Origin of the sequence: Pandoraea sp. NE5 (genome assembly GCF_024363545.1) — a bacterium.
Classification (GTDB): Bacteria; Pseudomonadota; Gammaproteobacteria; order Burkholderiales; family Burkholderiaceae; genus Pandoraea; species Pandoraea cepalis.
In genome coordinates, this window is sequence record NZ_AP025517.1 from 19054 (window position 1) to 45304 (window position 26251).

Annotated in this window: 23 protein-coding genes; 14 read left to right on the forward strand and 9 right to left on the reverse strand. The window is 62.1% G+C overall.

Annotation, left to right across the window (positions count from 1 at the left end; genetic code table 11):
- The first annotated feature begins 160 nt into the window (after positions 1 to 160).
- The 4 genes from PanNE5_RS00090 to PanNE5_RS00105 all read left to right on the forward strand — a co-directional run bounded on the left by PanNE5_RS00090 (position 161) and on the right by PanNE5_RS00105 (position 4502).
- Positions 161 to 1117 (forward strand): hydroxymethylglutaryl-CoA lyase, encoded by a 957-nt coding sequence (locus tag PanNE5_RS00090; RefSeq protein WP_261938889.1) that lies wholly within the window; start codon positions 161 to 163, stop codon positions 1115 to 1117.
- Positions 1114 to 2349, forward strand: coding sequence for a CaiB/BaiF CoA transferase family protein (locus PanNE5_RS00095; protein WP_261938890.1), 1236 nt, complete (start codon positions 1114 to 1116; stop codon positions 2347 to 2349). The genes PanNE5_RS00090 and PanNE5_RS00095 overlap by 4 nt, the downstream gene beginning before the upstream one ends.
- A gap of 62 nt (positions 2350 to 2411) precedes the next feature.
- A complete protein-coding gene (locus PanNE5_RS00100; protein WP_261938891.1) occupies positions 2412 to 2936 on the forward strand; it encodes a gamma carbonic anhydrase family protein in 525 nt (174 codons plus the stop codon).
- 99 nt (positions 2937 to 3035) lie between these two features.
- Positions 3036 to 4502, forward strand: coding sequence for an MFS transporter (locus tag PanNE5_RS00105; RefSeq protein ID WP_261938892.1), 1467 nt, complete (start codon positions 3036 to 3038; stop codon positions 4500 to 4502).
- A gap of 197 nt (positions 4503 to 4699) precedes the next feature.
- Here PanNE5_RS00105 and PanNE5_RS00110 read toward each other — a convergent pair whose 3' ends face one another.
- The 4 genes from PanNE5_RS00110 to PanNE5_RS00125 form a co-directional block, all read right to left on the reverse strand.
- Entirely contained in the window at positions 4700 to 5932 is a 1233-nt protein-coding gene (locus PanNE5_RS00110) for an MBL fold metallo-hydrolase (RefSeq protein ID WP_261938893.1), read from the reverse strand.
- Between the two features lie 121 nt (positions 5933 to 6053).
- On the reverse strand, positions 6054 to 7382 hold the full coding sequence (locus tag PanNE5_RS00115) for a metal-dependent hydrolase family protein (RefSeq protein WP_261938894.1): 1329 nt from the start codon (positions 7380 to 7382) through the stop codon (positions 6054 to 6056).
- Positions 7383 to 7407: 25 nt separating this feature from the next.
- A complete protein-coding gene (locus PanNE5_RS00120; RefSeq protein ID WP_261938895.1) occupies positions 7408 to 8193 on the reverse strand; it encodes an alpha/beta fold hydrolase in 786 nt (261 codons plus the stop codon).
- The gene (locus tag PanNE5_RS00125; protein WP_261938896.1) at positions 8193 to 9071 is read right to left on the reverse strand and encodes a fumarylacetoacetate hydrolase family protein; all 879 of its coding nucleotides are present in this window, start codon (positions 9069 to 9071) and stop codon (positions 8193 to 8195) included. Before PanNE5_RS00125 ends, PanNE5_RS00120 begins: the two co-directional genes overlap by 1 nt.
- Positions 9072 to 9217: 146 nt before the next feature.
- Between PanNE5_RS00125 and PanNE5_RS00130 the strand changes: the two genes are divergently transcribed.
- Positions 9218 to 9931, forward strand: a complete 714-nt coding sequence (locus PanNE5_RS00130; protein ID WP_261938897.1) for a FadR/GntR family transcriptional regulator — start codon at positions 9218 to 9220, stop codon at positions 9929 to 9931.
- A 114-nt stretch (positions 9932 to 10045) separates the two neighbouring features.
- On the opposite strand, the gene PanNE5_RS00135 is transcribed toward PanNE5_RS00130, so the two are convergent.
- Positions 10046 to 10939 carry a LysR family transcriptional regulator gene (locus tag PanNE5_RS00135; RefSeq protein ID WP_261938898.1) on the reverse strand — a complete coding sequence of 298 codons (894 nt, stop codon included), beginning with the start codon at positions 10937 to 10939 and terminating at the stop codon, positions 10046 to 10048.
- A gap of 99 nt (positions 10940 to 11038) precedes the next feature.
- Here PanNE5_RS00135 and PanNE5_RS00140 point away from each other — a divergent pair, with 99 nt between their 5' ends.
- From PanNE5_RS00140 to PanNE5_RS00150, 3 genes are read left to right on the forward strand one after another with little or no spacing between them, the layout of a single operon-like run.
- Positions 11039 to 12343, forward strand: coding sequence for a CitMHS family transporter (locus tag PanNE5_RS00140; RefSeq protein WP_261938899.1), 1305 nt, complete (start codon positions 11039 to 11041; stop codon positions 12341 to 12343).
- Between the two features lie 25 nt (positions 12344 to 12368).
- The gene (locus PanNE5_RS00145; protein WP_261938900.1) at positions 12369 to 13736 is read left to right on the forward strand and encodes an acyclic terpene utilization AtuA family protein; all 1368 of its coding nucleotides are present in this window, start codon (positions 12369 to 12371) and stop codon (positions 13734 to 13736) included.
- Position 13737: 1 nt separating this feature from the next.
- Positions 13738 to 14049 carry a hypothetical protein gene (locus PanNE5_RS00150; RefSeq protein WP_261938901.1) on the forward strand — a complete coding sequence of 104 codons (312 nt, stop codon included), beginning with the start codon at positions 13738 to 13740 and terminating at the stop codon, positions 14047 to 14049.
- Between the two features lie 19 nt (positions 14050 to 14068).
- Here the strand turns inward: PanNE5_RS00150 and PanNE5_RS00155 are convergent, their stop codons facing one another.
- A complete protein-coding gene (locus PanNE5_RS00155) occupies positions 14069 to 15712 on the reverse strand; it encodes a hypothetical protein (RefSeq protein ID WP_261938902.1) in 1644 nt (547 codons plus the stop codon).
- Between the two features lie 486 nt (positions 15713 to 16198).
- On the opposite strand from PanNE5_RS00155, the gene PanNE5_RS00160 reads away from it, so the two are divergent.
- Together PanNE5_RS00160 and PanNE5_RS00165 are read left to right on the forward strand one after the other, a co-directional pair.
- Entirely contained in the window at positions 16199 to 17149 is a 951-nt protein-coding gene (locus PanNE5_RS00160; RefSeq protein WP_261938903.1) for a flagellar brake protein, read from the forward strand.
- A complete protein-coding gene (locus PanNE5_RS00165; protein WP_261938904.1) occupies positions 17149 to 17940 on the forward strand; it encodes an IclR family transcriptional regulator in 792 nt (263 codons plus the stop codon). The genes PanNE5_RS00160 and PanNE5_RS00165 overlap by 1 nt, the downstream gene beginning before the upstream one ends.
- A 121-nt stretch (positions 17941 to 18061) precedes the next feature.
- Here PanNE5_RS00165 and dmpG read toward each other — a convergent pair whose 3' ends face one another.
- Positions 18062 to 19081: a 4-hydroxy-2-oxovalerate aldolase gene (gene dmpG, locus PanNE5_RS00170; protein ID WP_017233734.1), complete on the reverse strand. Its 1020-nt coding sequence runs from the start codon at positions 19079 to 19081 to the stop codon at positions 18062 to 18064.
- Positions 19082 to 19115: 34 nt separating this feature from the next.
- Positions 19116 to 19997: an acetaldehyde dehydrogenase (acetylating) gene (locus PanNE5_RS00175; protein ID WP_261939897.1), complete on the reverse strand. Its 882-nt coding sequence runs from the start codon at positions 19995 to 19997 to the stop codon at positions 19116 to 19118.
- A 782-nt stretch (positions 19998 to 20779) separates the two neighbouring features.
- Between PanNE5_RS00175 and pagP the strand changes: the two genes are divergently transcribed.
- Complete coding sequence (pagP, locus tag PanNE5_RS00180; protein ID WP_261938905.1) at positions 20780 to 21442, forward strand: lipid IV(A) palmitoyltransferase PagP; 663 nt, start codon at positions 20780 to 20782, stop codon at positions 21440 to 21442.
- On the opposite strand, the gene PanNE5_RS00185 is transcribed toward pagP, so the two are convergent.
- Complete coding sequence (locus PanNE5_RS00185; RefSeq protein WP_261938906.1) at positions 21418 to 22770, reverse strand: sugar MFS transporter; 1353 nt, start codon at positions 22768 to 22770, stop codon at positions 21418 to 21420. The two genes, pagP and PanNE5_RS00185, sit on opposite strands and share 25 nt — an antisense overlap.
- A 247-nt stretch (positions 22771 to 23017) precedes the next feature.
- Between PanNE5_RS00185 and PanNE5_RS00190 the strand changes: the two genes are divergently transcribed.
- The 3 genes from PanNE5_RS00190 (at position 23018) to PanNE5_RS00200 (ending at position 25995) form a co-directional block, all read left to right on the forward strand.
- Entirely contained in the window at positions 23018 to 23935 is a 918-nt protein-coding gene (locus PanNE5_RS00190) for a hypothetical protein (RefSeq protein ID WP_261938907.1), read from the forward strand.
- 312 nt (positions 23936 to 24247) lie between these two features.
- The gene (locus tag PanNE5_RS00195) at positions 24248 to 24718 is read left to right on the forward strand and encodes an HU family DNA-binding protein (protein ID WP_017233739.1); all 471 of its coding nucleotides are present in this window, start codon (positions 24248 to 24250) and stop codon (positions 24716 to 24718) included.
- Positions 24719 to 25197: 479 nt separating this feature from the next.
- Positions 25198 to 25995 carry a transporter substrate-binding domain-containing protein gene (locus tag PanNE5_RS00200; protein WP_261939898.1) on the forward strand — a complete coding sequence of 266 codons (798 nt, stop codon included), beginning with the start codon at positions 25198 to 25200 and terminating at the stop codon, positions 25993 to 25995.
- Positions 25996 to 26251: the final 256 nt, after the last annotated feature.

A 26251-nucleotide genomic window follows, 5' to 3' on the forward strand; every position in this document is an offset into this window, starting at 1 on the left:
AATACCCTGATAGGGATTTCCCCACACAGCGTTCAGCAAGACTGGACGCGGGCAACAAGCCATCGCACACGGCGATGGCCGCCATCGTCGGCAACTGATTGTTCTCGCGCGTCCAGCCCGGCAAGCTTGGGGTTCGACCGGTACAAGGAATCAGGAAGCCATGCGGGAGACCCAACACGCTATTGTTCAGGAAGTCGGATTCAGAGATGGTCTACAGAGCATCTGTCGCGTCATGAGCACAGAGGCCAAGAAAAAGTGGATCGCCGCGACATATGACGCCGGTGTGCGACACATGGAAGTTACGTCCTTCGTGCCGCCCAAACTACTTCCTCAACTGGCAGACGCCGCTGAAATCGTCGATTTCGCCATTCGACATCCAGACCTCACTGTCACAGCTCTTGCGCCTAACCTTCGAGGCGCAGAAAACGCACTGAAAGCGGGAGTTCATCGCATCGTCGCTCCGATTTCGGTCAGCGAGAAGCATAGCCTGGCGAATGTCCGCAAAACGCCGGACGATATGATCGACGAGTTTCGGAGGATGCGCGAACTTCGCGACAGCGATCCGTCCTGGTCCGGCACGCGAGTCGTCGCGGGTCTGTCCACTGTCTTCGGGTGCACGTATCAAGGCTATATCCCCGAGAGAGACGTGCGCGACATCGTCGACAAAGTCATCCAGGCCGGCGCCGACGCAATTGCACTCGGCGACACCACAGGCCACGCCACGCCGACTCACGTTCGCCGATTGTTGGAGACGCTCCTCCCGCGCGCGGAGGACAAGGTGCGCAGCCTTCACCTTCATGACACCCGAGGGTTAGCACTGGCCAACGCCGTTGTCGCGCTAGACCACGGCATCCGAGAATTCGACGCCTCACTCGCCGGACTGGGTGGCTGTCCACACGCGCCCGGCGCCACTGGCAACGTCGCGACCGAAGACCTCGTGTACATGCTCCATAGCATGGGCTTTGAGACCGGCATCGACATCGAAGCGATGCTCCGGGCGCGCGACGTTCTCGCTGAACACCTTCCTGGAGAACCCCTGTATGGCTATATTTCCCGCTCTGGTGTGCTTCGTGACTCCTTACCCGTATTCAATAGTTCACGAGGGCTCCAACAATGAACACCAGTACACAAGACGCGAACCAGCAACGTCAAACGCTCCCGCTTGACGGCATCCGCGTCGTCGAAATGTCGCACATGGTCATGGGCCCAACCTGCGGCATGATTCTCGGCGACCTCGGGGCCGAAGTCATCAAGATCGAGCCGCCAAAAGGTGACGCCACTCGCCGGCTTCTCGGTGCCGGTGCCGGCTTCTTTCGCACGTTCAACCGAAACAAGAAGAGTGTCGCAATCGACCTCAACGTTGAGGAGGGCCGCAGTGCCCTAATGCGCCTGCTTGACACTGCGGACGTCTTCGTCGAGAACTTCCGACCGGGACGTATGAAAGCGCTCGGCATCGACTACGAGTCGCTTCGCGCGCGCAATCCGCGAATCGTTTATGTGTCTCACAAGGGATTTCTCGACGGTCCTTATGCCAAGCGGCTGGCACTGGACGAAGTGGTACAGATGATGGCTGGGCTGGCTTACATGACCGGCCCTGTCGGCCGTCCGCTACGGGCTGGCAGCTCCGTCAACGACATCATGGGCGGAATGTTTGGCGCCATTGGTGCCCTTGCAGCGCTCATTGAGCGCAAACAGTCGGGATGCGGAAAGCAGGTGCAATCGGCGCTTTTCGAGAACTGTGTACTGCTCGCAGCCCAACATATGCAGCAGTTCGCAGTAACCGGGAAAGCCGCCGCCCCAATGCCAGAGCGCATCAACGCATGGGCAGTCTATGACGTATTCGAGCTTGCGGATTCGTATCAAATGTTCATCGCAGCAACCGGCGATGTTCAATGGGAGTCGCTATGTGGGATCTTGAAGCTGCCCGATCTGATTTCGGACATGCGTCTCCAATCGAATAACGACCGCGTTCTCGCGCGAGACTGGATGATTCCCATTTTGGCCTCGGCACTGAGGCAGCGAAACGCCGAAGAACTCGCGACAGCGCTTGAAATCGGCAGCGTGCCCTTCGCGGCAATCACGCGCCCGGAGCAACTTTTCGACGACCCTCATCTGAAAGCAAGCGGCGGACTCGTCAAGCTCCGTCTGGAGGACGGCTCCGAAACCGACATGCCGCTCCTGCCCATTTCCATTGATGGCGCGAGATTGCAGCCTCGCCGCCATATTCCGTTGGTTGGGGAAGACACCTTGTCCGTTCTCAGTACGCTGGGATATGACGCCGAACAAATTCGACAACTTGAAAGCGCAGGGGTTTTCACGTTGAGCGCCAAGTCAATCGGACGCGATTAGACGACCGGAAATCCCGCGAAACGACGCGCGGAGACACCCTGCGCACCACATGAGAGCGCCATATGAACATACTGAAATTGGACGACCTTTGTCCCGACATCGACGAATCAGCGTATGTCGCGATTGGGGCCACGGTCATCGGAGACGTACAGGTCGGCTGCGGATCGACGATTTGGAGCAATGCGGTTTTGCGCGGCGATAACGAATCGATTTGCGTTGGCAAGAACGTCAACGTCCAGGAGGGGGCCGTTCTGCACACTGACCCCGGCCATCCCATCGTGATTGACGACGGGGTAAGCATTGGGCACCAGGCGATGCTCCATGGTTGCAGAGTCGGAGCCGGCAGCCTGATTGGCATTCAGGCTGTCGTTCTTAATGGTGCCGTTATTGGCGAAAACTGCCTTGTTGCCGCGGGTGCGCTTATCACCGAAGGAAAATCCTTTCCCAACAATGCACTCATCGTCGGCGTGCCCGCAAAAGTTGCCAGGATGTTGAGCGACACCGAAATATCGAATATGAAGGCCAACGCCTCGGACTATGCCACGAAGGGAGCGCGATATAAGCACTCGCTCACACCTGCCGATTAAGTTGCCGCACGCGGGCGCCTTTTGGGCGCTCCGAAGCGCGTGCCATGCCCGACACCGCATTAAAAATAGAGCCTGAATCACTCAGGCCAGGAGACACGAATGAAATCACCAAGCACATTGGAACTTCCAGCCGAAGGCGCTGGCGTCGTTAGTAATCCTGGAACCCGCGCGACATCGATAACAGCATCCAACCGTCTTGGCGTCGGAGAAATTTCCGCGCGCCTGGATCGCTTACCTGCAACCAGAACCATCTGGAAGATGGTGCTGATGCTAAGCCTTGGGTATTTCTTCGAGATTTACGACTTGATGTACACGGGGTACATCGCCCCGGGTCTGGTCAAGGAAGGAATCCTCACTGCGACTACGCATGGGTTGTTCGGAACCACGGGAGTTGCCAGCTTTATCGCGGCGCTGTTCTGTGGCCTCTTTGTCGGCACGATCGCCTGCGGCTTTCTCGCTGACAAATTCGGGCGACGTGCAATATTTACTTACGCACTGCTTGGCTATGTTGCTTCGAACGCTGTCATGGCATTCCAAACGACCGCCCTCGGCCTGAATACCTGGCGGTTTCTCGCCGGTATAGGACTGGGCGTCGAGTTGGTGACGATCGGCGCGTACATGTCCGAAATCGTGCCAAAGCACATCCGTGGTCGCGCATTTGCCGTCGGTCAAGCCATCGGATTTAGTGCGGTTCCCATTGTGGCCTTCATTTCCTTCCTACTGGTTCCCCGCACATTTCTCGGCCTTGAAGGCTGGCGCTGGGTCGTGTTGCTCGGCGCGCACGGCGGCATCTTTATCTGGTGGGTGCGCCTCCATCTGCCCGAGAGCCCACGATGGTTGGCCCAAAAAGGAAGACTTGATGAGGCGGACACCATCCTTAGCCAAATCGAGCAGAAGGTCTCCCACGAGTATCGCGCCCCGTTACCGGTCCCCGAGACGTCCGATACCATCGCGCCCAAAGCGAGCTTCTCGGATATGTGGCGACCGCCCTATCGTCGACGCACATTGATGATGATGGTGTTTCACATCTTCCAGACTGTGGGCTATTACGGATTTGCGAGCTGGGTGCCAACGCTTCTGATGAAGCAAGGTGTCACCGTTACCCACAGTTTGCTGTACTCGAGCCTGATCGCCATCGCAGCCCCGATTGGTCCGCTACTGGGGCTCTTGATTGCCGACAGATTCGAACGGAAGACCGTCATCGTCGCGCTCAGCGCGGTCAATATCGTGTGCGGAATTGCCTTTAGTCAGCTACGCGACAGTACGTTTCTGATCATAATGGGTATCTGCCTGACGCTCGCCGGCAACATGATTTCGTACACGTACCATGCCTATCAGACTGAACTATTTCCGACCAACATACGCGTGCGAGCCGTCGGCTTTGTGTACTCGTGGAGCCGACTTTCCGCCATTTTCAGCGCATTTTTTATCGCGCAGATTCTGAATCAATTTGGCGTTTCCGGGGTCTTCACTTTCATTGCAGGCGCGATGGTCGTCGTGATGATTGCCATCGGCGTATTCGGACCTCGCACGAAGAATGTCGGACTGGATGATCTCTCCAGATAGCCTGACTGGCTTGCCGGAAGCTGACGTCGGGGCGGACGACATTACCGACGAGTGAAGTCGCGGCGCCCGGGGCTCCCGCCAGGCGCATGGACCCATCCATACGCTGGGCGTGAGCCGCCACACATGTACCTGTGAAGCCGGCCCATCCGAGCACATTCCCTTCCGCCAGGAGCGCCGACAAATGTGAACTTGGCGGCTTATGCAGCGCTTCGCTTACGACCAACACCGATCTGCATCAGGTCCTCGCCGATGATCAGTTGCCCAGAGAAGTTTCGTTGCGCACGGGCCAGATTGGCACGCGGCGCATGGCCCGGGGCGATATGGGACAGGACGAGCGTTTTCGCACCCGCAGCCTCGGCCACCTTCCCGACGTCATCAATCGACGTATGGGAACTCAAGAGGTGAGCCTTGAACGCCGCCTCCTTTTCGCCAACCGGGGGCGGGAATAGCGCATCCACCCAGGACGTATCAATGACTTCGTGGACCAGCACGTCGGCATGCTTCGCCAAGCGAACCAGATTTTCGCAGGGCGACGTGTCCCCGGAAAACACGATGGATCCGTCATCCGTGTCGAAACGAAATGCGAATGCCGGCCATATCGGGAAGTGATTCACTAGCGTCGCCGTCACCCGAACGCGGTCATCCTCGAATATCTTGAACGGCTCCATTTTCGGAACGGGCGTCTCGTTCGGAGTCTTGAATCCGGAAACCTGTGGGATGACGATGTCGTGGACCTCGACGAGCTTGCGCAAATCGGGACGATGCGCGTCGCGCAGACGGTCGTTGATATCGACGGCGAATGCCTGATACAAGTAATTCGTCATATCGACGGTGCCCGGCGTCGGATTCTCGGGATTCTCAATGCGAGGTTCTTCGACAGTCGTCTGGCCCGGCAGCTTGAAGATCGGCTCCATCTGCCCACGACGCCCGGGACCGTACACCTGAACCGGCTGCTTGATACCCGTCAGGCCGTCATACCAACCGTACAGGAACAGGTTGAAGTAATCGATCGTATGGTCCGAGTGGAGGTGCGTAAGGAAGATGCCGCGCAGGTTTTCCATACCCGTCATGCCGGATACCCGATTGATGGGACCGAGTTCCGCTTGCTTGTAGCGCTTTCCGACACCGTCACCGCAATCCACGATGTAGACAGCGTCGCCAACCACTACCGCCGACGATATGCCCTCACGGTCACAATTGGGCCACCATACGGGGCCACCGGCCGTGCCAAGCAGCACCAGGCGTGTGTCATGATCCTGCGCTTTCCTGCGAGACGCGGCGACAGCTTGCGTACGCTGCTCAACCTCCGCAGCCGTTGCGGGCATACCGAGTAAAAGAGGAATGCCGGCGCCGGCCATTTTCCAACCGGCACCGAGAAATCCTCTGCGCGACATCCCAAGCTCAAGCGCCTGCCCAATGCAATCACACATGAGAAGTCTCCGAAGTATTGATGCTTTCCAGGGGGGGAAACGGCTCGGTCCGTGGGGGAAGACCCGCGCCACCTGGGGGATTTGAATTCTGTTAAGTCGTCGTGTGGCGCGGGTGGGTAACTCAACCCGCTACGGCCGCTCGAGTCCGCTCGGCACCAACGCTCGCCGCGCCAGGAAACAAGTCACCTTTCGCGGGATGGATGTCACGATTGTTCCGGTAGATTTCACCATCCTTCATCACCAGCGCGATCTTGTTCGGGTCTTGAAGGAGCGTCAGGTCCGCGAGCGGGTCGCCCTCCACCATGACGATGTCGGCGAGAAACCCTTCACGAATCTGGCCGAGGTCATCGGATCGCAGCATCATGTCGGCCCCAAGCTTTGTGGCCGACAACAAGGCCTCCTTCGGCGTCATGCCGATATATTTCACGAAGTACTCGAGATCACGCGCATTGGTTCCATGCGGCATCCACGCGAAACCATAGTCACCGCCAGGAAGAATTCGAATACCGCGCTTGTGCATCTTGCTGAGTGACGCCGACGCCACTTCAAGCTCGCGGGCATAACCCATTTTCGTAGCGACTTCCTCGGTAATCCCCCACGGCGCGGCATGATGAATCGTACTGACGAGCCAGCCAATCCCCGGCGCAACAAAGTGCTTGTCCTTGTTGGCTTCGAGCATGTCCAACGCCTCTTCGTCGGAGAAGCTCGCGTGAAACACGAGTTCAATCCCATGGCGAACGCATTGCTTGACCGATTCCGCGGAGCGCGCGTGCGCCGCCATGCGTTTGCCGGCGCGCTTGGCCTCCGCTGCAAGCATGGCAATCTCCTCTTCAGAGAACGGCGACGCCTCGGCGGAAATGCCGGCAATGTATTCGCCAGAGAGATTGATCTTCAGGTGATCGACACCGTATTTGATGAACATGCGCGCAGCGCGACGCATATCTTCCGGACCGCTGACCACCTCGCCGAAATTTAGCTCGCGAAACGGCAAATGCGGAAGCGTGTTGTCGCCCAGGCCTCCGAGCGTTGTAATTTCCTGACTGCCCGCTAGATAGCGCGGGCCAGGGAACTCCCCCGCGTTGATGGCATTTCGCAGGACCACATCGAGTCGCGGCTTTGCCGCCGCGGCGCCGAGTGCCGACGTGAAGCCCATCTCAAGGTAACGTTTGGCAACTCGCACACACCAAAGGATATGTTCCTCAGGCGGCATGAACTGAATCGCGGCCAGAGACGGTTGATCATTCCAGGAGAAATGAGTGTGAGCCTCCGTCATGCCCGGCATCAGAAAGGCGCCACGCCCGTCGATCGTCTCGGTATTTGCATCCCCCCCCTCGACCTCGCCTTTGATGACGCGTTTGATGGTGTTGCCTTCGACAAGAACGCCGCCGTGGTAGGGGTCGGCGCCTGTTCCGTCGAAAATGGACACATTGGTAATCGCAATCTTGCGCATTTTGTCTCCTCCAATCCGGAATGGCTCAGGACATCGCTTTGTAGAACGCCTGTAGCGCCGCCACGCATTCGAACGGCTTTTCGAATGTGGTCCAGTGACCGCAACCCGCAAGCACGGTGACCGTGCTGCCGGGAATGCGAGCGCCGATCGCCTGCACTGCCGCGGGGGGGCCTACGCCGTCCTCTTCACCCGTGATCAATAGGGTCGGCACGTCGATGTGCTCCACCGAGGCGGGCTGCGCGCCCGCCAGTGCTTCGCAGCTTTGCGCATAGCCCTCAGGCGTTTGGCGCATTACGCTTTCTCGCACCAACGCGATGGCGACCGGACGCTCCGCCTTGGTTTGCGCACTGGTGGCGCCTTTCACAATGGCGTCCGCGATTTCCTGAAGTCCAGCAATACCCTTCTCGCGCACAAGGTCGGCACGCGTTTGAATGCCCGGACGCCCTTGGTCTGGCGGGCACAACAGCGGCCCGAAGAGCGCGAGGCTCTTCACGAGGTCGGGATATTTGACGGCCAGGTGCTGGGCCACGATGGTGCCCATCGAGTGAGCCACGATATGCGCAGCACGCACGTCCAGTGCGATGAGCGCGCTCGCCACACTCTCCACGTAAGCGTCGATCGAGAGCGTCTCGCGCAGCAACGGCGAGCGCGCGCTGCCCGGCAAGTCGAAGCGAATCACACGTTTGCCCTCAAATGCCGGCAACACAGGTGTCCAGTTATTGGACGTACCCCCTAACCCGTGAATGCAAACGACCGGCTGTCCGTCGCCGTCGGATTCAAAGATAAGACCGTTGACATGATGTGTCGACATCAGGCCACCTCGTTTTGCAGTACACCAACGTTCTGAATCTCGATGCGGACGACATCACCGCTTTGCAGAAATCTCGGCGGATTGAAGCCAATACCGACACCGGCAGGCGTTCCCGTGGCAATGATGTCTCCCGGTTGCAGCTCGATGCCTGCCGAAAGCGATTCGATAAGCGTCGGAATATCGAAGATGAGTTGCCGCGTATTGGCGTTCTGACGCAGTTCGCCATTGACCCAGCACTGCACATCGACATTCTGGCCGTCGACTTCGTCTGCCGTCACGAGATACGGCCCCATGGGACAAAAGCCGTCGAGCGACTTGCCGAGGAACCACTGACGATGCAGCTTCTGGAGATCGCGGGCGGTGAAGTCATTGATCACCGTGTAGCCGAAGACGTAATCCATGGCGTTCGCCTTCTTGATACCGCGCCCCGCCTTACCAATGACAACACCCAATTCGGCCTCGTAATCGAGTTGGCTCGTCACGTCCGCGTGACGAGGAATTTTTGCATTCGGGCCAATGATGGTGGACGCCGGTTTGGTGAAGTACACCGGCGCCTCAGGGGCGTGCTCACCGTTCTTTGCGCTGCTGTCAAAACCCGAGTTCTGAAATTCCGCCGCATGTTCATGGTAGTTCTTGCCGACGCAAAATAGATTCCGGCGAGGTGCCTCAATCGGTGCAAGAATCTTCGCCTCGCTCAAGGGGCGCCCCGCACCCAATGGGCGTAGGTCGCTCCCGAATCGGGCAAATTGTTGTACCAATTGGACCATATCACCATCAAACTCTGGAATTAGTGTCCGCACAGTCCAAAAGACGGATTTATCCGTATCTACGATGGAAATGGATTTTTTACCGTCGATTTCGAGATTTGCAAGTTTCATGTCATGGCTCTCCAAATAGGCCAATTGGTTTTCACGAGTGAAAATGTAGAACCATATTGGACAAGACGCAAGTCGGGGTTAACCAAAATATTGACCAATTGGTACCGCATGCGTATGATTTCCTCCATGCACCTGGGAGCGTTGTCATGAATGAAACCGAGACGAGAGGTCCGACGCGAGCCGCTGGCGCGAAAGCGCTCGCCCTTTATCTGGTTGAGGAAATTGCTTCCGGCCGTATGAAAGATGGCGTGAAGTTGCCAGCGGAGCGACAGTTGAGCGAGCAATTCGGGGCGTCGCGGGGCGCCGTGAGGCGTGTGCTGCAGGATTTGAAAAATCAGGGGCTGATCACGCAGGCCGTGGGCAGCGGGACTTTCGTCTTACCTGGGGCAGCAAAGTACCTTCCTCCCCGGGAACCCGCGATCGATGAAATCTCGGTGACGCAGACCAGCCCTGCAGAACTGATGGAAGCGCGACTGCTGATTGAGCCGCTAATGCCGAAGCTGATAGCGCGCAACGCGACGTCAGCCGACTTCGCAAGAATGGCCGAGTGCGTCGAGCGCTCTGAAGCCGCCGAAAGCGTCGAAGAATTTGAGCATTGGGACGGCGAGCTTCATCGCACCTTTGCGTTGGCGACGCACAATTCGTTTTTTCTGCAAATCCTGGACCTGACCAACCGAGTGCGCGAGCAAGGAGAATGGGGGCGCTTGAAGCGTCATTCGCTGACACCGGAACGTCGACACGAATACGAAACGCAACATCGCGCGATCGTGGAGGCACTGCGGGACCGGGACGCCGATCAAGCCGGCGAACTGCTGACAGGACATCTACGTCAAATTCAACACAACCTTTTCGGCGTGTGATGGTTGCCCCGGCACATCGACGTCGCAGAATCGTCTGGTGCGTTCCTGCCTCGACGCGTCTGCGCTAGGTCCCAAGACCGCGAAAGCAAAAGCGCCAATCAATGGTTCGATCGTTTATGCGGGCGCCAACTTCTCCAACAACATCGCCACAAACGTCTGCGTGACGGGAGGCAACGTTCTCCCGCGCTTCTTGATCAGGGCAATAGGTCGCAGGAACGCGTCGTGATCGATCGGGCGAACCCGCAATTCCGGTTCCGCCCGGACTTCCCGAGCCGACGCCGGCAGGATGGTCACGCCGAGTCCCGCGCGGACCATGGCGACGGCCGTCATCATGTACGTCGGCTCGCAGGCAATTTCCAGCGTGCAACCACCCCTCGCAAACGCGCCATCCACCACCGCCCGCACACTGGTGCCTTGCGCCGTCAGCACCAGCGGCACGCTGGCGAGATCCGTCAGCGATACGCGCTTGCGCCGCGCCAGCGCATGTCCCGCCGGCAGCACCGCCACCAAGTGGTCGGCGCCCGCGTACAACACGTCAATCTCCGCGTCGTTCAACTCACCGCCCGTCAGGCCGATATCGACCTCTTCGTTACGCACCAGCGTCTCGACTACCCCGGCCACCGCATCTCTCACATGAAAACCGGCGCGCGGTACCGCCGCCTTCACCTGCTGGATCAACTCCGGCAGCACACTCGCCGCAAACGTCGGCAAACAGGCAATGCGTACCGTGCCGCTCGACCCGTCGCCGAGCGCACGCGCATCGATCAGCACATGCTCCATGTCATGCAGCGACTTCTGCAACAACGGCAGTAGCTCACGCCCCGTCGGCGTCAGCGCAACATTTCGGCTGTTGCGATCGAACAGCCGCACGCCGACCGTCTCCTCCAACCGCCGGATCTGCACGGTCAATGCCGGTTGCGACAAATGCAATCGCGCCGCCGCTCGCGTGAAGCTGCCGGTCTGCGCCACCGCGATGAACGCGCGGATGTCTCGTAGATTCAAATCCATTATGTTTTTTGATTACTGCGATCAAATCATTTCAATTGATTTATCAACGCCCCGAACTTACGCTCGTTCGCATCAAAAAACAACATAGGAGACAAGCACATGCTGCCATTACTGGGGCTGGCTACTATCGTCGTGCTGCTCGGCGCGATTCTTTCGAAACGCATGTCGCCGCTCGTCGCGCTCATCATCGTGCCCATCGTGGCGTCGCTGATCGGCGGGTTCGGCTTTCAGACCAGCAAGTTCGTGATCGACGGCCTCAAGAGCCTCGCGCCGGTCGTCGGCATGTTCGTCTTTGCAATTCTTTACTTCGGCACCATCACCGACGCCGGCACGCTCGATCCGATCATCGATCGCATCCTGAAAGCCGTCGGCACCCGACCCACGCGCATCGTCATGGGCACGACGCTGCTGGCCCTGCTGATCCACCTCGACGGTTCCGGCGCCGTGTGCTTCCTCGTGACGATTCCGGCCATGCTCCCGCTTTACGACCGTCTGGGCATGGACCGCCGCGTGCTGGCAGCCGCCGTGTCGATGGCCGCGGGCATCAACTTCCTGCCGTGGACCGGGCCGATGATTCGAGCGTCGGCGTCGCTCCACCTGCCGGTGTCGAGCCTGTTCAATCCGCTGATTCCGGTGCAAGCCATCGGGCTGGTCTTCGTATTTGGCATGGCCTACTGGCTCGGCCGCCGGGAAGAGAAGCGGCTCGGCCTGAGCGCCACGAGCGGGTCGATCCCAAGCCCCAAGCGAGAACTCTCGCCCGAGCAACAGGCGCTGCGCCGTCCGAAGCTCTTCTGGTTCAACATCCTCCTTACGCTGGTCGTGCTCGGCACGATGGTCGTGATGGGCGAGAAGCTGCCGCCCGCGATCATGTTCATGGTGGGCCTGTGCGTCGCATTGATGGTGAATTACCCGGACGTCGACATGCAACGCAAACGCATCGACGCGCACGCACGCGCGGCGTTGATGATGGCCGGCATTTTGCTCGCCGCCGGGGTCTTCACCGGGGTGATGCAAGGCAGCGGCATGCTCAAGGCGATGGCGCAAGCGGCCGTCGGCTTCGTGCCGCCGGGCATGGCGGGCCACATTCCGGTCGCGCTCGGTCTGCTGTCGATGCCGCTGAGCATGCTCTTCGATCCCGATTCGTTTTACTTCGGCGTACTGCCGGTCATTGCCGAGGTCGCCGGACAACTGGGCGTGCCGGCCGTGCACGTCGGGCAAGCCGCCCTGCTGGGCCAGATGACGACAGGATTCCCGGTCAGCCCCCTCACGCCAGCCACCTTCCTGGTCGTCGGCCTGTGCGGCATCGATTTGGCCGACCATCAGAAGTTCACGTTTCCGCTGCTGTTCGGCGCATCCATCGTCATGACGATCGCGTGCGTCGCACTCGGCATCTTCACGCTTTAAGCCTTACTGAACGGACCCGACCCGCATGAACGGCACGCAACCCACCCCGTCTTCGCGACGAATCCGGATCGGCGCAGGCGCCGGATACTCGGGCGACCGCATCGAGCCTGCCGTTGAACTCGCTCAGCGAGGTGCGCTCGACTATCTCGTCTTCGAATGCCTGGCCGAACGCACGATTGGCATTGCGCAACAGGCACGTCGCCGAGACCCGCAATCCGGCTACGACCCGCTGCTCGAAGCACGCATGACCGCCGTACTGCCGGCAGCGCTGCGCAATGGCGTGCGGATCATCTCGAACATGGGCGCGGCCAACCCGCTCGCGGCGGCACGAAAGACAGCGGAGATCGCTCGCGCACTGGGGCTCGGCGACGTGAAGATCGCCGCCGTCACCGGCGACGACGTGCTCGACGTCGTGCTTCAAGGAGACGCTCACTTCGAAGAAACGGGCGAGCGCGTGGCGTCTTACGGGAATCGTATCGTGTCGGCCAATGCGTATCTGGGCGCGGCCGGCATCGTCGATGCCCTGGCGGCGGGCGCGCAAATCGTGTTGACGGGCCGGGTGGCCGACCCTTCGTTGTTCGTCGCGCCGCTGATCCACGAATTCGGATGGCGCATGGACGATTGGGAAACGCTGGGACAGGCCACCGTCGTCGGACATCTGCTGGAGTGCGCGGGACAGATCACCGGCGGCTACTTCGCCGATCCGGGCTACAAGGACGTGCCCAACCTCGCGACGCTCGGGTTCCCGATTGGCGAAGTCGCGCCCGATGGATCGGTCGTCATCACCAAGGTGCCCGACGCCGGGGGACGCGTGACGCAAGCCACATGCAAGGAGCAGTTGCTTTACGAGATTCATGATCCCCGGCGATATCTTCAGCCCGACGTCGTGGCCGACTTTTCGCACGTGCGCGTGGCGGAAGAAGCCCTCGACCGGATCAAGGTGACGGGCGGGCGCGGCACCCCCCGCACCGACACGCTCAAAGTTTCCGTCGGCTACGTCGACGGATTCATTGGTGAAGGGCAGATCTCTTACGGGGGCCCGGGCGCCGTGGCACGGGCGAGGCTAGCGCTCGATATCGTTCGCGAACGACTGGCATTGACGGGCGTGCAGACGAGCGAATTGCGTTGCGATCTGATCGGGGTGAATTCGCTGCACGGAGAAACGGCGGGCGCGCGCCACGCCGAGCCCTATGAAGTCCGTGTGCGCGTAGCGGGACGTATGCCATCCGCCGAGCAAGCGTTACGCATCGGCAACGAAGTCGAGACGTTGTACACCAACGGCCCAGCCGGCGGTGGTGGCGTGACCAAGTCCGTACGCGAGGTGCTCGCGGTCCAGTCGGTGCTGTTGTCACGCGAACACGTCAAGCCGTCCTTTACCTTCGTGGAGATGTGAGATGAAGCTGCGTGAACTCGCGCATTCGCGCACGGGCGACAAGGGCAACACACTCAACGTCTCGCTCATCTGCTACGACGCAAGGCATTACGAGCACCTGCGCGCCGAAGTCACGGCCGAGCGGGTGAAGGCGTTTCTGGGGGACGTCGTGCTTGGCGATGTCGTGCGTTACGAACTGCCTTGCCTGGGTGCGTTCAACTTCGTCCTGGGCAAGGCGCTCGGGGGCGGCGTGACGCGCTCGCTCGCGCTGGACGCCCACGGCAAATCGATGAGTTCGGCCTTGCTGGATTTTGAGGTCGCAACGCCGGATTGACACGTGGCACCATGCCCCCTCACACCCACGTCGACTCGATATCGACATGCGCCACGCCCGAGCGCGTGCGCGTGACGCCCGGCGGGTCGGTGGGTCGATCATTCGGCGACACCTCGGTCGCTTGCGCCGCCGGCGCACCGCACGACGACACCACGCGTTCCAGTAACGCCGCGCTCCAGTGCTGATACAGCAGCAGCAACCGATACGACGTTCGAACTGGCGTCGCGCCCCCACATTGCCACGCCTCCCCCTTCCATCGATATCCCCACGGACTCTCGGCCGGATTCAGGCTCAGATAGCGGTGGCCATCAACGCACGACGTGTGGCACTGCACGTCGAACGCGACACAAGCGGCGGCAATGTCGTTCGCCGTCAACGATTCGCCGCACGCCAGTAGGCGCTCACGTAAAGCCTCGCTCGACGCGATGGCCGCCAGCAGCGGGGTGTCACAATGCGTGGAGAGCTGCGTCACACGATCGACGCGATCGAGGACTGTCGCCCGATCGTCGGCCGATACCGTCGCGAGCCGCTCGCAAAGCAATTCCCATCGGCGCGTCAAGTCCTGCGCATCGCGAGTGAATACCGCATTGCGCGCCCAGGTACCCAGCAGACTCGTCACCGCGCGACAGGAATCGAGCATGAGCCCGGCTACGCGCAAGATGCCTCGATAACCGTCGGTCCCGCCAGACGGGCTCGACCCGCTCGCGAACCACGACGGCATCCAGAGTCCCAGCCGCGCAGGCGGCACGGCCGTATTGGCGAACGTAAAGAGTGTGGCAACGTCGCGCGAGCGCGTGAGCGTGGCAAGCGCGCCGCGCCACGACGACGGCGCATCAGGGGGCGGCGCCGACGATACCACGCATGCTTCCAGCAGCCGGCATCCCGCGTCCATGCGCTTGAGCACTTCGTCGACGGCATGGTGACGAATCAGCGTCGGCGAACCGAGCGACTGCGTCATGACGCCCTTCGCGCCCTCGAACGCCAGCAACGTCCAGTCGGCCCACGGCACCCCAAACGGGGTGTTGGCGATCGAGGCACCGCGACCGGCGACCGGTGCCCCGTCGTCGCCTGTCGCGCCCTCCTCCTGGTAGAAGCACGCGGCAATGATCGCGAGCAACGACAGATTGCCCGCGAGCGACAGGGCATCGCGCGCCGCACGAAAGTGCCAACCCCGGTCGCCGGTCGCGGCCACCGTGTTGATCCAACGCGCAATGTCGCGGCACGTGGGGTCGACATCGATAGCGTTGGCATTGGCATTGGCGTTGGCGTTGGCGTTGGCATTGGCATTGGCGTTGGCGTTGGCATTGGCGTTGGCATTGACGGCGCGGTTCGCTGCAGCGGTGCCCGTACGCATGGCAGTACCGGAGGCGGTGCCGCAATGCAGGCCCTCGTCGTGAGTGGGCGCCAACATCGCCTCGACCTGCGCGACGTTGCGCGCCAGACGCGCGTCGCGCGCGTGCGCCAGATCGAACTCCTTGCGATAGAAGTGCTGGCACGGCCCGGTCGTCACCCACAATCCCGCCCACGCCTTGGCAAAGGCCTGCGCAAGCGCAGGATCGACGCGACGTGACAGCGCGACCTCATCGCCGCACGCATCGCCCGCCGCGTTGGCCGTCTGCGTCAGACGGGCGCCAATATCGGTTTGCGCGGCGCGGCGCGGCATCGTCGCCTCCGGCGATTCCAAGCGCTCAACGGCCGGCGCCTTGCTCCAGGCCCCTCCCCAACCGCTTGCGCCTGCACACTGCTGGTACCACATCGCTCCCCCCACCTGGTCGCCGCCGGGCACGCCGGCAAACCGTCAACTATAGGGAGATGGCATGACGCATGCCGTGCCCCATGGAGCGAGCACGCGCGCCCATCCCGAATCCAGCCGTTGAACCCTGTCAGTGCCGCGGTGCAACCCTCCCCCAGCGAGTGCCCACTTACGCAGCTTGCACAGGGCAGAGTACAACTCCCCTCTCGCCAAGTGCCAATGCGCCGGGGTAGACTTTCGGACACCTGACGTCAGCGGTCGCTCGCGCATTCCGGCGAGCCCCCCTTCGCTATGATTGCCGCGAAGCCGGTGGGCCGATACCATGCCGGCCAGCTAACGATCCACGACATTTCAACGCACGAACGCGAGCGCGCCCGCCGCGCGCCCCCTGCCCCTATGGTCGATACCCCATCTCAGACGTCTGCCGCGCCCCTCCATGCGCTCCCCCTTGTCCCGCTCGCGCCCCACGAGATCCCCCTGGGCGACGCCCTGCCCTGGGCCATCGTTGATCGCAATGGGGAACCCCTGCTTGCCGCGGGCGATGTCGTCCCCACGCAGGCGGGCCGCGACTGGCTGTTCGCGTCGTTCGCCCCGCACCGGATCGCCAATCTCGGTGGAGACGACCTCGCCCCGTCGGAGGTTACCGCGCCCACGGCGGCGGCCCCCGACAATGCGAGCGCTGCCGCCGCCGGCGCGACGCAACCGCAGTACGCGCTCACCGACCTGAATCTGCGCCCCGGCGACTGGCTGCAGATCCAATTGCCGCCGGGCGCCGGGTCGCAGCGGGTGCGCACGCGTGTGATCGGATACGCGCCGAATCAGATGCTGTTCATCACCGCCCCGACGGGCCGCGTCGCGCCGCCGACCCTGAACGTCGGCGAGCGGCTCGAACTCTGGACATTCTCGGGCGAAGACATTTACCACTTCGTCTGTACGGTGGAGCGTGTGAAGCGGCTGCCGTTTGATTACGCCGTGCTCTCCGCGCCGGCACAGATCCGCCGCAAGGTGCTGCGCCGTTCGCAGCGCGTACCCGCCAGGCTGGTCGTATCGGTCAGCGCGGGTGAGACCCGCCACCTTGCCCTGCTGCAAGACGTCAGCGCCGAAGGTGTCTCGCTGCTGGCCGACGCTCCGCTCGGCGCGCCCGGCGACAGCATGCAGCTCGCGTTCCGCGTGCGTGTCGGCGACATCGACATGCCCATCGAAGCCAGTGGCACGATCCGCAGCGTGCAACAGGGCGACGACGGCAGTCATTTGCACGGCGTCGAATTGCCCGTTCTAGACCCGTCGCATTACGTCGCGCTCAAGTGCTACGTCTACGAGCGCCTGCTGGCGCTCGGGGGGGCCTGATGGCGAAGCCGAAGTCTCCCGAGGCCGAGCGTCCGCGCACGCTCGCCAGCCAGACGCTCTTCCGCGGCCTCGATATCGTGGAAGCCGTCGCCGCCGGCATCGACACCGTGCCGGCCCTCTCGGCACACACCGGCATCACAACGTCGACCACACACCGGATCGCGTCGGCGCTCGTACACGCGGGGTATCTGCGTTTTGAGCCGCGTCGCGGCTACCGGCTGGGCAACAAGCTCATCGAACTGGGGTTTCTTGCCTACCGACAAATCGACTTGCCACGCGTCGCACGCCCCACGCTCGAATCGCTCGCGAGCGAGACGCAGGACACTGTGCACCTGGCCGTCGCCGACGGCTGGGAAGTGATGTACCTCGACAAACTGCCGGGACAACGCGCCGTGGAGATCAGCTCGCGCATTGGCGGACGCAAGCCGATCTGCGTGACCGGCGTGGGCAAAGCGCTGTTGCTCGATCAGGACGAAGCGGCTTGGAAGGCGCAGCTTGCTCACTATCGGTCGCAGGCGCCGTCAACGTCGATCGACACGACGGCGTGGCTCGCCCGCATGCACGACTACGCCCGTCTCGGTTACGCCTTCGATCTGGAAGACGACACGCCGCAAATTCGCTGTGTGGCCGCGCCGGTGTATGACGCAAGCCAGCATATCGTGGCCGCCATCAGTGTCTCGAGTACGACCAAGTACATGAGCCGCGAGCGCATGCAGGAACTCGTGCCGCGCGTGAAGCACGCCGCCGCGCAAATCAGTCACCAGCTCGGCTGGTCCGGTCACGGGGGCTAAGGCTCGTCGATTGATTCGGTTCGACTGAAAAAAGCCGGCCCCTGCGGACAAGGGCCGGTGTCGGTAGGGCGTCGAAGGCTCCGCTCCCCGGGCGCTGCGCCAGGGGAGGCGCATCTCGGCGCTATGCCGCGCGTCGCTTGAGCAGATCGAGCGCCACGTCGACGATCATGTCCTCCTGACCGCCCACCATGCGACGCTGACCCAGCTCGACCAGGATGTCGACGGTCTTGAGGTCGTAGCGCGCGGCAGCGGCTTCCGCGTGACGCAGGAAGCTCGAATACACGCCGGCGTAGCCAAGCGCCAGCGTCTCGCGATCCACGCGCACCGCGCGATCCTGCAACGGGCGAACGATGTCGTCGGCGGCATCCATCAACGTGTACAGATCGCAGCCGTGGTGCCAACCCAAACGCGATGCCGCGGCGATAAACACTTCCAGCGGCGCGTTGCCCGCGCCCGCGCCCATGCCCGCCAGACTCGCGTCGATGCGATCGCAGCCCTCCTCCACCGCAACGATGGAGTTCGCCACGCCAAGGCTCAGGTTGTGGTGCGCGTGCATGCCGGTGAGCGTCTCGGGCTTGAGCACGTCCTTGAAGGCGCGGAAGCGCTCGCGCACGTCGTTCATACCCAGCGCCCCGCCCGAATCCACCACATAGATACACGTCGCGCCGTACGACTCCATCAACTTGGCCTGCTCGGCGAGATGCTGCGGCGTGGTCATGTGGCTCATCATCAGAAAGCCGACCGTGTCCATGCCCAGCTCGCGCGCGTAGGCAATGTGTTGGCGCGAGACGTCGGCCTCGGTGCAGTGCGTTGCGATACGCACCACACGCGCCCCTGCGTCGTAGGCTTCGCGCAGATCGTGCACGGTGCCCACGCCCGGCAACAGCAAGGTGGCGACCTTGGCGTGCGTGACCGTCTCGGCCACGGCGGCAATCCATTCGAGATCAGTATGGGCGCCGAAACCGTAATTGAAGCTTGAACCGGCCAGTCCATCGCCGTGCGCGACTTCGATGGAGTCGACATGCGCGGCGTCGAGCGCGGCGGCAATCGCTTTCACATCGGCAATGCGGTACTGGTGTCGAATAGCGTGGCTGCCGTCGCGCAGCGTCACGTCGGAGATGTAGAGCTTTTTCTGCGTCATGATGAGGTGTGTCTCCTGAGAGCGCGTGCGACCGTCAGGCCGCGAGCGCCAGGCGAGTGGCGGCGATACGGTCGGCGCAGGCCAGCGCGGCGCTGGTCATGATGTCGAGGTTGCCTGCATACGCCGGCAGATAGTGCGCGGCCCCTTCCACTTCGAGGAAGACCGAGGTCTTCAGGCCGGTGAGCTTGCCCAAGCCCGGCACGTTGAGCGGACGCGATGCGTCGAACAACTCGAACTGAATCTGTTGCTTGAGACGATAGCCCGGCACGTAGGCATGCACCTTGTCGACCATCGCCTGAATGCTCGCGGCAATGGCGGCCTGATCCCCCGGCTCGGACAGCACGAACACCGTGTCACGCATGATGAGCGGCGGCTCCGCCGGGTTGAGCACGATGATCGCCTTGCCGCGCGAAGCCCCGCCCAGCACTTCAATCGCTTTCGACGTCGTTTCCGTGAACTCGTCGATGTTGGCGCGCGTGCCCGGCCCCGCCGACTTGCTCGAAATCGACGCGACGATCTCCGCGTAATGCACCTTCGCCACCTGCGAGATGGCCGCGACCATGGGGATCGTGGCCTGACCGCCGCACGTCACCATGTTGATGTTTCGCGCGTCCAGATGCGCGTCGAGGTTGATCGACGGAATCACGTACGGGCCAATGGCGGCCGGCGTCAGATCGATCACTTGCACGCCACGCGCTTGCAGCAGCGCGTTGTGATGCGCATGCGCCTTGGCCGAGGTCGCGTCGAATGCGATGCGAATGTCCTCGAAACCGGGCATTGCCAGCAGGCCGTCGATACCTTCAGCGGTGACCGGCACGCCGAGGCGCTGCGCACGCGCCAGGCCATCCGAGGCCGGATCGATACCGACCATCGCGCCCATTTCCAGATGCTCGCTGTTGCGCATCACCTTGATCATCAGGTCGGTGCCGATGTTGCCCGAGCCGATGATCGCCACTTTCTGTTTGCGTCGTTCCGTCACTGTCGTCTCCTGAACGTATCCGTCCACTGATATGAGCCGCATCGTAATTGCGCGACACTCATAATGTCAATATGTAAATATTGATCTCATATATTGAGATCAACGAAACCCGAGCTTATCCACACTTTTTGTTCACAAGCCCGTTGATAACTTGCGGAAAAGCATCGCAAGTGGCTGATTCGACAGGGAAGAATGGGGACGCGCGAAAGTTGTGCCATGCGTTGGAAAACGCGGCCTGGCGCGGGTTTCGCGGAAGTTCGTTATCCACAGAATTTGTTTGCAAGCCAGTGGACAACTCGCGGATAGCTTCCTCAAGTCCTTGATCGGACAGAGGAAAAGGGTGGCGCGCATTTGCTGCGCGCCGTCGAGCGTCTTGCGATATCCCCATTTCGCATGGCCCACGCGGGCGCACACGGCGAGATGTTATCCACAGAAAATGTTCACAACCCGGTGAATAACACGTCGATATCCACGATAGGTCATTGACGCGAAACGACTTCTTTGCCGAGCGGCAGGTTCGATCAGCCCGTGCTTCGGGCTTGGGCCGTTACGCGAAAAATCGGTCATTCGAACTTTTGCAACGGCGACGAGGTCTAGAAAGATTGGAATGCCGGTCACGAAGCGCGTCAGGGCGACGTCCAAGTTCGCGGCGTGCCGTTTGCCGGCACCCTTCCGACGACCGTGATCGACACGTTTCTTGCAACACGACAAGCTCAACCATGAATACGAACCCCCGACGCACCGGGCGGCTCGCGCCATCGATTCGACTCGCACCGCTTGCCTCGCCCTCAAGAATTTCTCCCTCGTCTGGCCGCCGCACGCTTGTCGCGCTGGGTGCGGCGTTGACGTTGTTGTCACCGCTGGCAGCCCATGCCGACGACGCCCCGAGTAGCATCTCGACGTGGACCGGCGCCATCGTCGATGAAGTGCGCGACGTTGCCACGCAAGGTGCGAGCGATCTCTACGTACCGCTGCATACCCATCACCTGCGCTTCGCCTACACGAGCGAAAAGATCGCCCAGTACAACGAAAACCCGTGGGGACTCGGCTACGGCCGTGTGTTGTCCGACGGCGATAAGGGGTCGCGAATGCTGTACGCCATGGCGTTCAAGGACTCGCATAACGACTGGTCGCCGATGGCCGGCTACGGCCGCATCTGGAACGTCGCCAACGCCGGGCCCGTGCGCTTCGGGCTCGGCTATACGGTCTTTCTGATGTCGCGCTCGGACACGCTCCGCGGCGTGCCCTTCCCCGGCGCACTGCCCCTCGCCGAAATCGGCGTGGGGCGCGCCTCGGTCTCGACCACCTATGTGCCCGGCGGCAAGGGCAACGGCAACGTGCTGTTCTTCTTCGGTCGTTATACGTTCGGCAAGCCGGGTTGATCGCCGGGCGTTGACCGGCCATTCATGTGCGCCGGCCCCTCGGCGACGGCAGCCAATTCGGGCGCGGTGCGCACGCACCATGCCCCGAATCCGGCGATGTAACAGTACGCCACCGCCGGCACGAGGAACGACAACCCGATGCCGATGCCATCCGCCAGTGCCCCCTGCAGATAAGGCAACACCGCGCCGCCAACGATCGCCATGCAGATCAGCCCGCCGCCCTCGCTCACGCGCGCGCCGAGCCCGCCCACCGAGAGTGAGAAAATCGTCGGGAACATGATGGCGTTGCCGAGACCGCAGGCCAGCAACGACCACATCGCGAACGACGCCGGCAAGGCGAACGACGTGAGAATCAGCACTACGTTATAGAGCGCACACAGGCTCAGCAGCCGCCCGGGCGACACCTTGCGCAACAGCCACGCGCCCACGAATCGGCCCGCCATCGCCCCACCCCAATACAGCGCCAGATACCGGCTTGCCTGCCCATGGTCGACGATGCCCGTGCCCGCTTGTGTCAGATAGGCAATCAGGAAACTGCCGATACTGACTTCCGCGCCAACATAAAGAAACAGCGCCACGATGCCGTAACGCAAGGGACGGTGTGCCAACAGACTGCGCACGTTGCCGAGCACGCTCGGTGGCGACACGCGGCGCGCACGGTGTTCGGGCAGCGTCAGCCGCCAGAGCACCCCGCCGCCGATGGCCAGCACCGCCGCCAGCAGGCCATAGGGGCCGCGCACACTGTCTACGGCGTGGCCGGTTGCGGACTGCGCCTGCGGCGCGAGGATCCAGAGCGCGGCGAGCGGCGGCCCGACGGTGGTGCCCAGCGAATTGAACGCTTGCACCAGCGTGAGGCGGCTCGCCGCCGCCCCGCGCGTGCCCAACGTCTCGACGTAGGCGTTCACCGCGACTTGCAGCAACGTGATACCACTCGCCAACACAAAAAGCGCGGCGAGAAAGCAGGGATAGGACATGAGTGCGGCGGCAGGGAAAAACAGCGCGCAGCCGACGCCGGCCAACCACAACGAACTGGCCAGCGCCCGACGGTAACCGACGCGTGCGGTGTATTGCCCCGCCGGGTATGACACGACGAAATACGCAGCGAAGAAACTCGATTGGATCAGGGCCGCGTCGCGAAAGGTCAGGTCGAACGCGGCCTTGAAGTGAGGCACCAGAATGTCGTTCAGCGACGTAATGAGCCCCATGGCGAAGAAGAGCGTCGCGAGCATGGCAAGCGTGCGATTCGCGGAAGGCATGGGGGCGGTGGGGAATTCGTTGGGCGAGGGAATATCAGGCAGGCCAGGGGCATTCGTGCGATCGACAACCATGCATGTCTCCAGTGGACAACGAGCGGTGTTCTCGTTGAGAGCGGGGGCCGGGCACTAGCAGTCTAGAACGCGTTTTCGATGTCGGGATACGGGCGAAATCTCATAATTGCGCGACACCGGGATGGCATGTGATGCGGCTTCTCGTCTCCGAGTCCCCCACGTTTCGCGACTTTCGACGCTTGTCAGCCGACAACTTTTGATCGACTATCCGCGGCATAACGATGGCCGCCACATTCGGAGAAACATCATGCGGGGTTTGGTTTCCTTGAGCGTCGCGACGGGGTGGCTCGTCGCGGGTATATTCGGCTTCGCCGGCCAGGGGTACGCACAGTCCGGCGGCGCGTCGCGTGCGCCGGCCGCCGCGTGTGACTGTGCTCAGGTCGTTGCCGACTGTTCGGCCTCCGTGTCGGTGATTCCGATACGCGCGGTCAACGGCGCCTTCTCCGCCGACGTCATGCTGCAAACGGACGCCCCGTCGTGCGCCAAGGTCGATTACCGGCTAGACGACACACCGTACGTCACGGTGCTGCCCGACGGCGCCGCAGGCGGCCAGCGCCTCTACGCCACGCGTGCGCTGACGCGCAACAGCGTGTCGCACCTGTCGTGTCATGTGTGCGCGGCGGCATCGGCACCGGTGCCGAACGACGGCCTGTCTCCCGGTATGGCGCGTGTCGACGGCGCCCCCGGCACGTACAGCGCGGCGCCCGCTGGCAGCGCTGGCACAGCTACCGCCGCCTCGACGGCTACTACCGCTACGACTGACACGACTGACACCACGACCTCCGCGACCGTCTACACGCCGCCGATGACGTCGGGCACAGCGGCTCAACCGGGCGCAGCCGCCCCGTTGCTCGTGGTGAATCCGTCCGGGCACTGGCGCGGTCTGTGCACGAATGCGCCACCGTGGTGGAAGCTTTGGGGCTCGCCGATGACGCGTCTGATGGCGCTCGCGCTCAATGGCGCGCAGGTCACCGGTAGCGTCGACGACGTTGAGCCGAACGTCCACACCACGGTGCAGGGCACACTGTCGGGCGACCGCCTGCAACTCGCCGGCAGCTACGGCGCGAAGCACGACATCACGTTCGGCGCGAATGGCACGACGCTGACCGATGCCTGGTGCAACGGCGACGGCCGCTGCGAAACCTGCGAAATGCAGCGTTTTTAAGGCTTTGCGAGCCATCGACGTCGACGGCGGCGCGTGGCATGCGCACCAAAATCGCGCAAAGAAAGGTGCCGAAGGCTGCACGAAATTCGAGAGGCAAATTCTCCAACGCGAGGACGGATCGCCACGTTGTCGATGAAACGAAGCGAAATGCGGCGCGCTTCCCCGCCCAGCCTTGTGCGGCAGGCACGCAACATAATTCGCGCACCGCTCGCATAACGCGATTTCTTAGGTAGAATCGTCGGCGCAGCAATACGTATCATTCGGGTGGCCGTTCTACGACGGCACTTTCTTATTCTCATCGATTGGATCGATATGGCAACGGCAAAGAAAGCAGCAGCAAAGAAGGCCCCTGTGGCAAAGAAAGCCCCGGCAGCGAAGAAGGCGCCGGTAGCGAAAAAGGCAGCACCGAAGGCCGCCCCGAAGGCAGCCGTGAAGGCCGCTCCGAAGGCAGCCGCCAACGGGAAGGTGTCGCCGATCAAGGACGCACTCAACAAGACCCAGCTTGCAGCCCACCTCGCCGAGCAATCGGCAGTCGCCGTGAAGGAAGTCAAGGCAGTGCTGGCCGCGCTCGAGAACACCATCGTCAGCTCGCTGCACAAGAAGGGTGTCGGCGAATTCACGCTGCACGGCCTGTTCAAGGTCACGTCGCAACAAATCGCCGCCAAGGCGAAGCGTTTCGGCAAGGACCCGTTCACGGGCCAAGAGCGCTGGTTCCCGGCCAAGCCGGCGTCGGTGCGCGTGAAGGTTCGCCCGCTGAAGAAGGTCAAGGACGCCGCCCAGTAAGTCCAGCGCTCGCGTCGCCGTGGCATCCACGGCAACGTGATTTGCCAGGACCGGGCAAGCAGTGCCTGAACACGGTGCCGAATTTCGGCACCGTTTTTTTCGTCCTCATCTTCCCGTCTCGCGCACGCCGAGACACTGATTTCGTCGTCCTCATCACTGTCGCGACACGGCGCCGCTCGTGCGAGACTCAGGGTTTTCGCTGGGGTTTGTGCGGAGTGGACGCGTCTTGTACCGCCCGCTACCATCGCTCGGGTTAACCGTCAGACGGCCGCGAGACGTTCGCCTCGCACCCCACCTCAGCATTCCGGCAACGCCTTCGCAGCCTCAGGAGACCCAGCATGACTCGCAAGTTATCGCGTCACCCTGTGCAAGTTCGGCATCCCCATTCCTTTACGCATCCGGCCAGCCGGCAAAACGTTCCAGGCACCCCCGACCTTCGCTCGCGTCGCGGCTTTCTCACGGCGCTCGGCGTGGCGGCCATGCCGGCCGGTTTCGTCGGATCGCTCGGCGGCACCCTGGGCGGACTGCTCACGAGCACCCTGACGCTGTTTTCCACGCCTGCCCACGCGCAGACCGTGGCCGACATCAGGAAGAAGGGCACGCTCAATGTTGGCATGCTCATCGACTTTCCGCCGTACGGCACGACGAACGCGCAGATGCAGCCTGACGGTTACGACGCCGACGTGGCAAAACTGCTCGCGAAGGATCTGGGGGTCAAGGTCAACATCATGCCGGTGACGGGACCGAACCGGATTCCCTATCTGCTCAGCGGCAAGGTCGATGTGCTGGTCGCGTCGCTCGCCATCACGCCGGAGCGCGCCAAGCAGGTGCAGTTCTCCAAACCCTACGCCGCCGCGACCATTGTGCTGCTCGGCAAGACCGGCGCGCCCATCAAGTCCGCCGCCGATCTGAAGGGCTTGCGCGTGAGCGTCGCACGCGCGAGTACCCAGGACATGGCCGTGACGAAAACGGCGCCCGAAGGCACCGAGATCCGTCGATTCGACGATGACGCGTCCGCCATGCAGGCGCTGCTCACCGGGCAGGTCGATGCCATCGGTTGCTCGGTGACGGTCGCGAACGCGATTCGTCAGCGAGCACCGGGCCAGTTCGAGCCGAAATTCAATTTGCTGCAGCAGGCGATGGGCATCGCCTTGCGTCCCAATCAGCCGGAACTGCTCGCGGCGATCAACGACTTCGTCACGCGCAATACAGCCAACGGCGAGCTGAACAAGCGTTATCGCAAGTGGCTCGGCACCGATCTGCCGCAGATGCCATAAGCACCGCCGCCCCGGCGCTGAGCGCGCTGGGGCGCTTGCTTCCCCATCGATTGTCCGACCGCGTCCGTGCCGAACCCGGCACGGCGCCAACCTGTCGAAATGCGCATTTCGATCCAATCTCCGCACCTCGCGAAACCCTCCCGTAATACTCCGTAATACCCTGCCGTCCCCCGCCCCACGGTCATTCCCCGCCCTTCCGACGTGATCTTCACAAAAATAGCTTTGCTTTAGATGCAATTTAGATATATCGTAAACA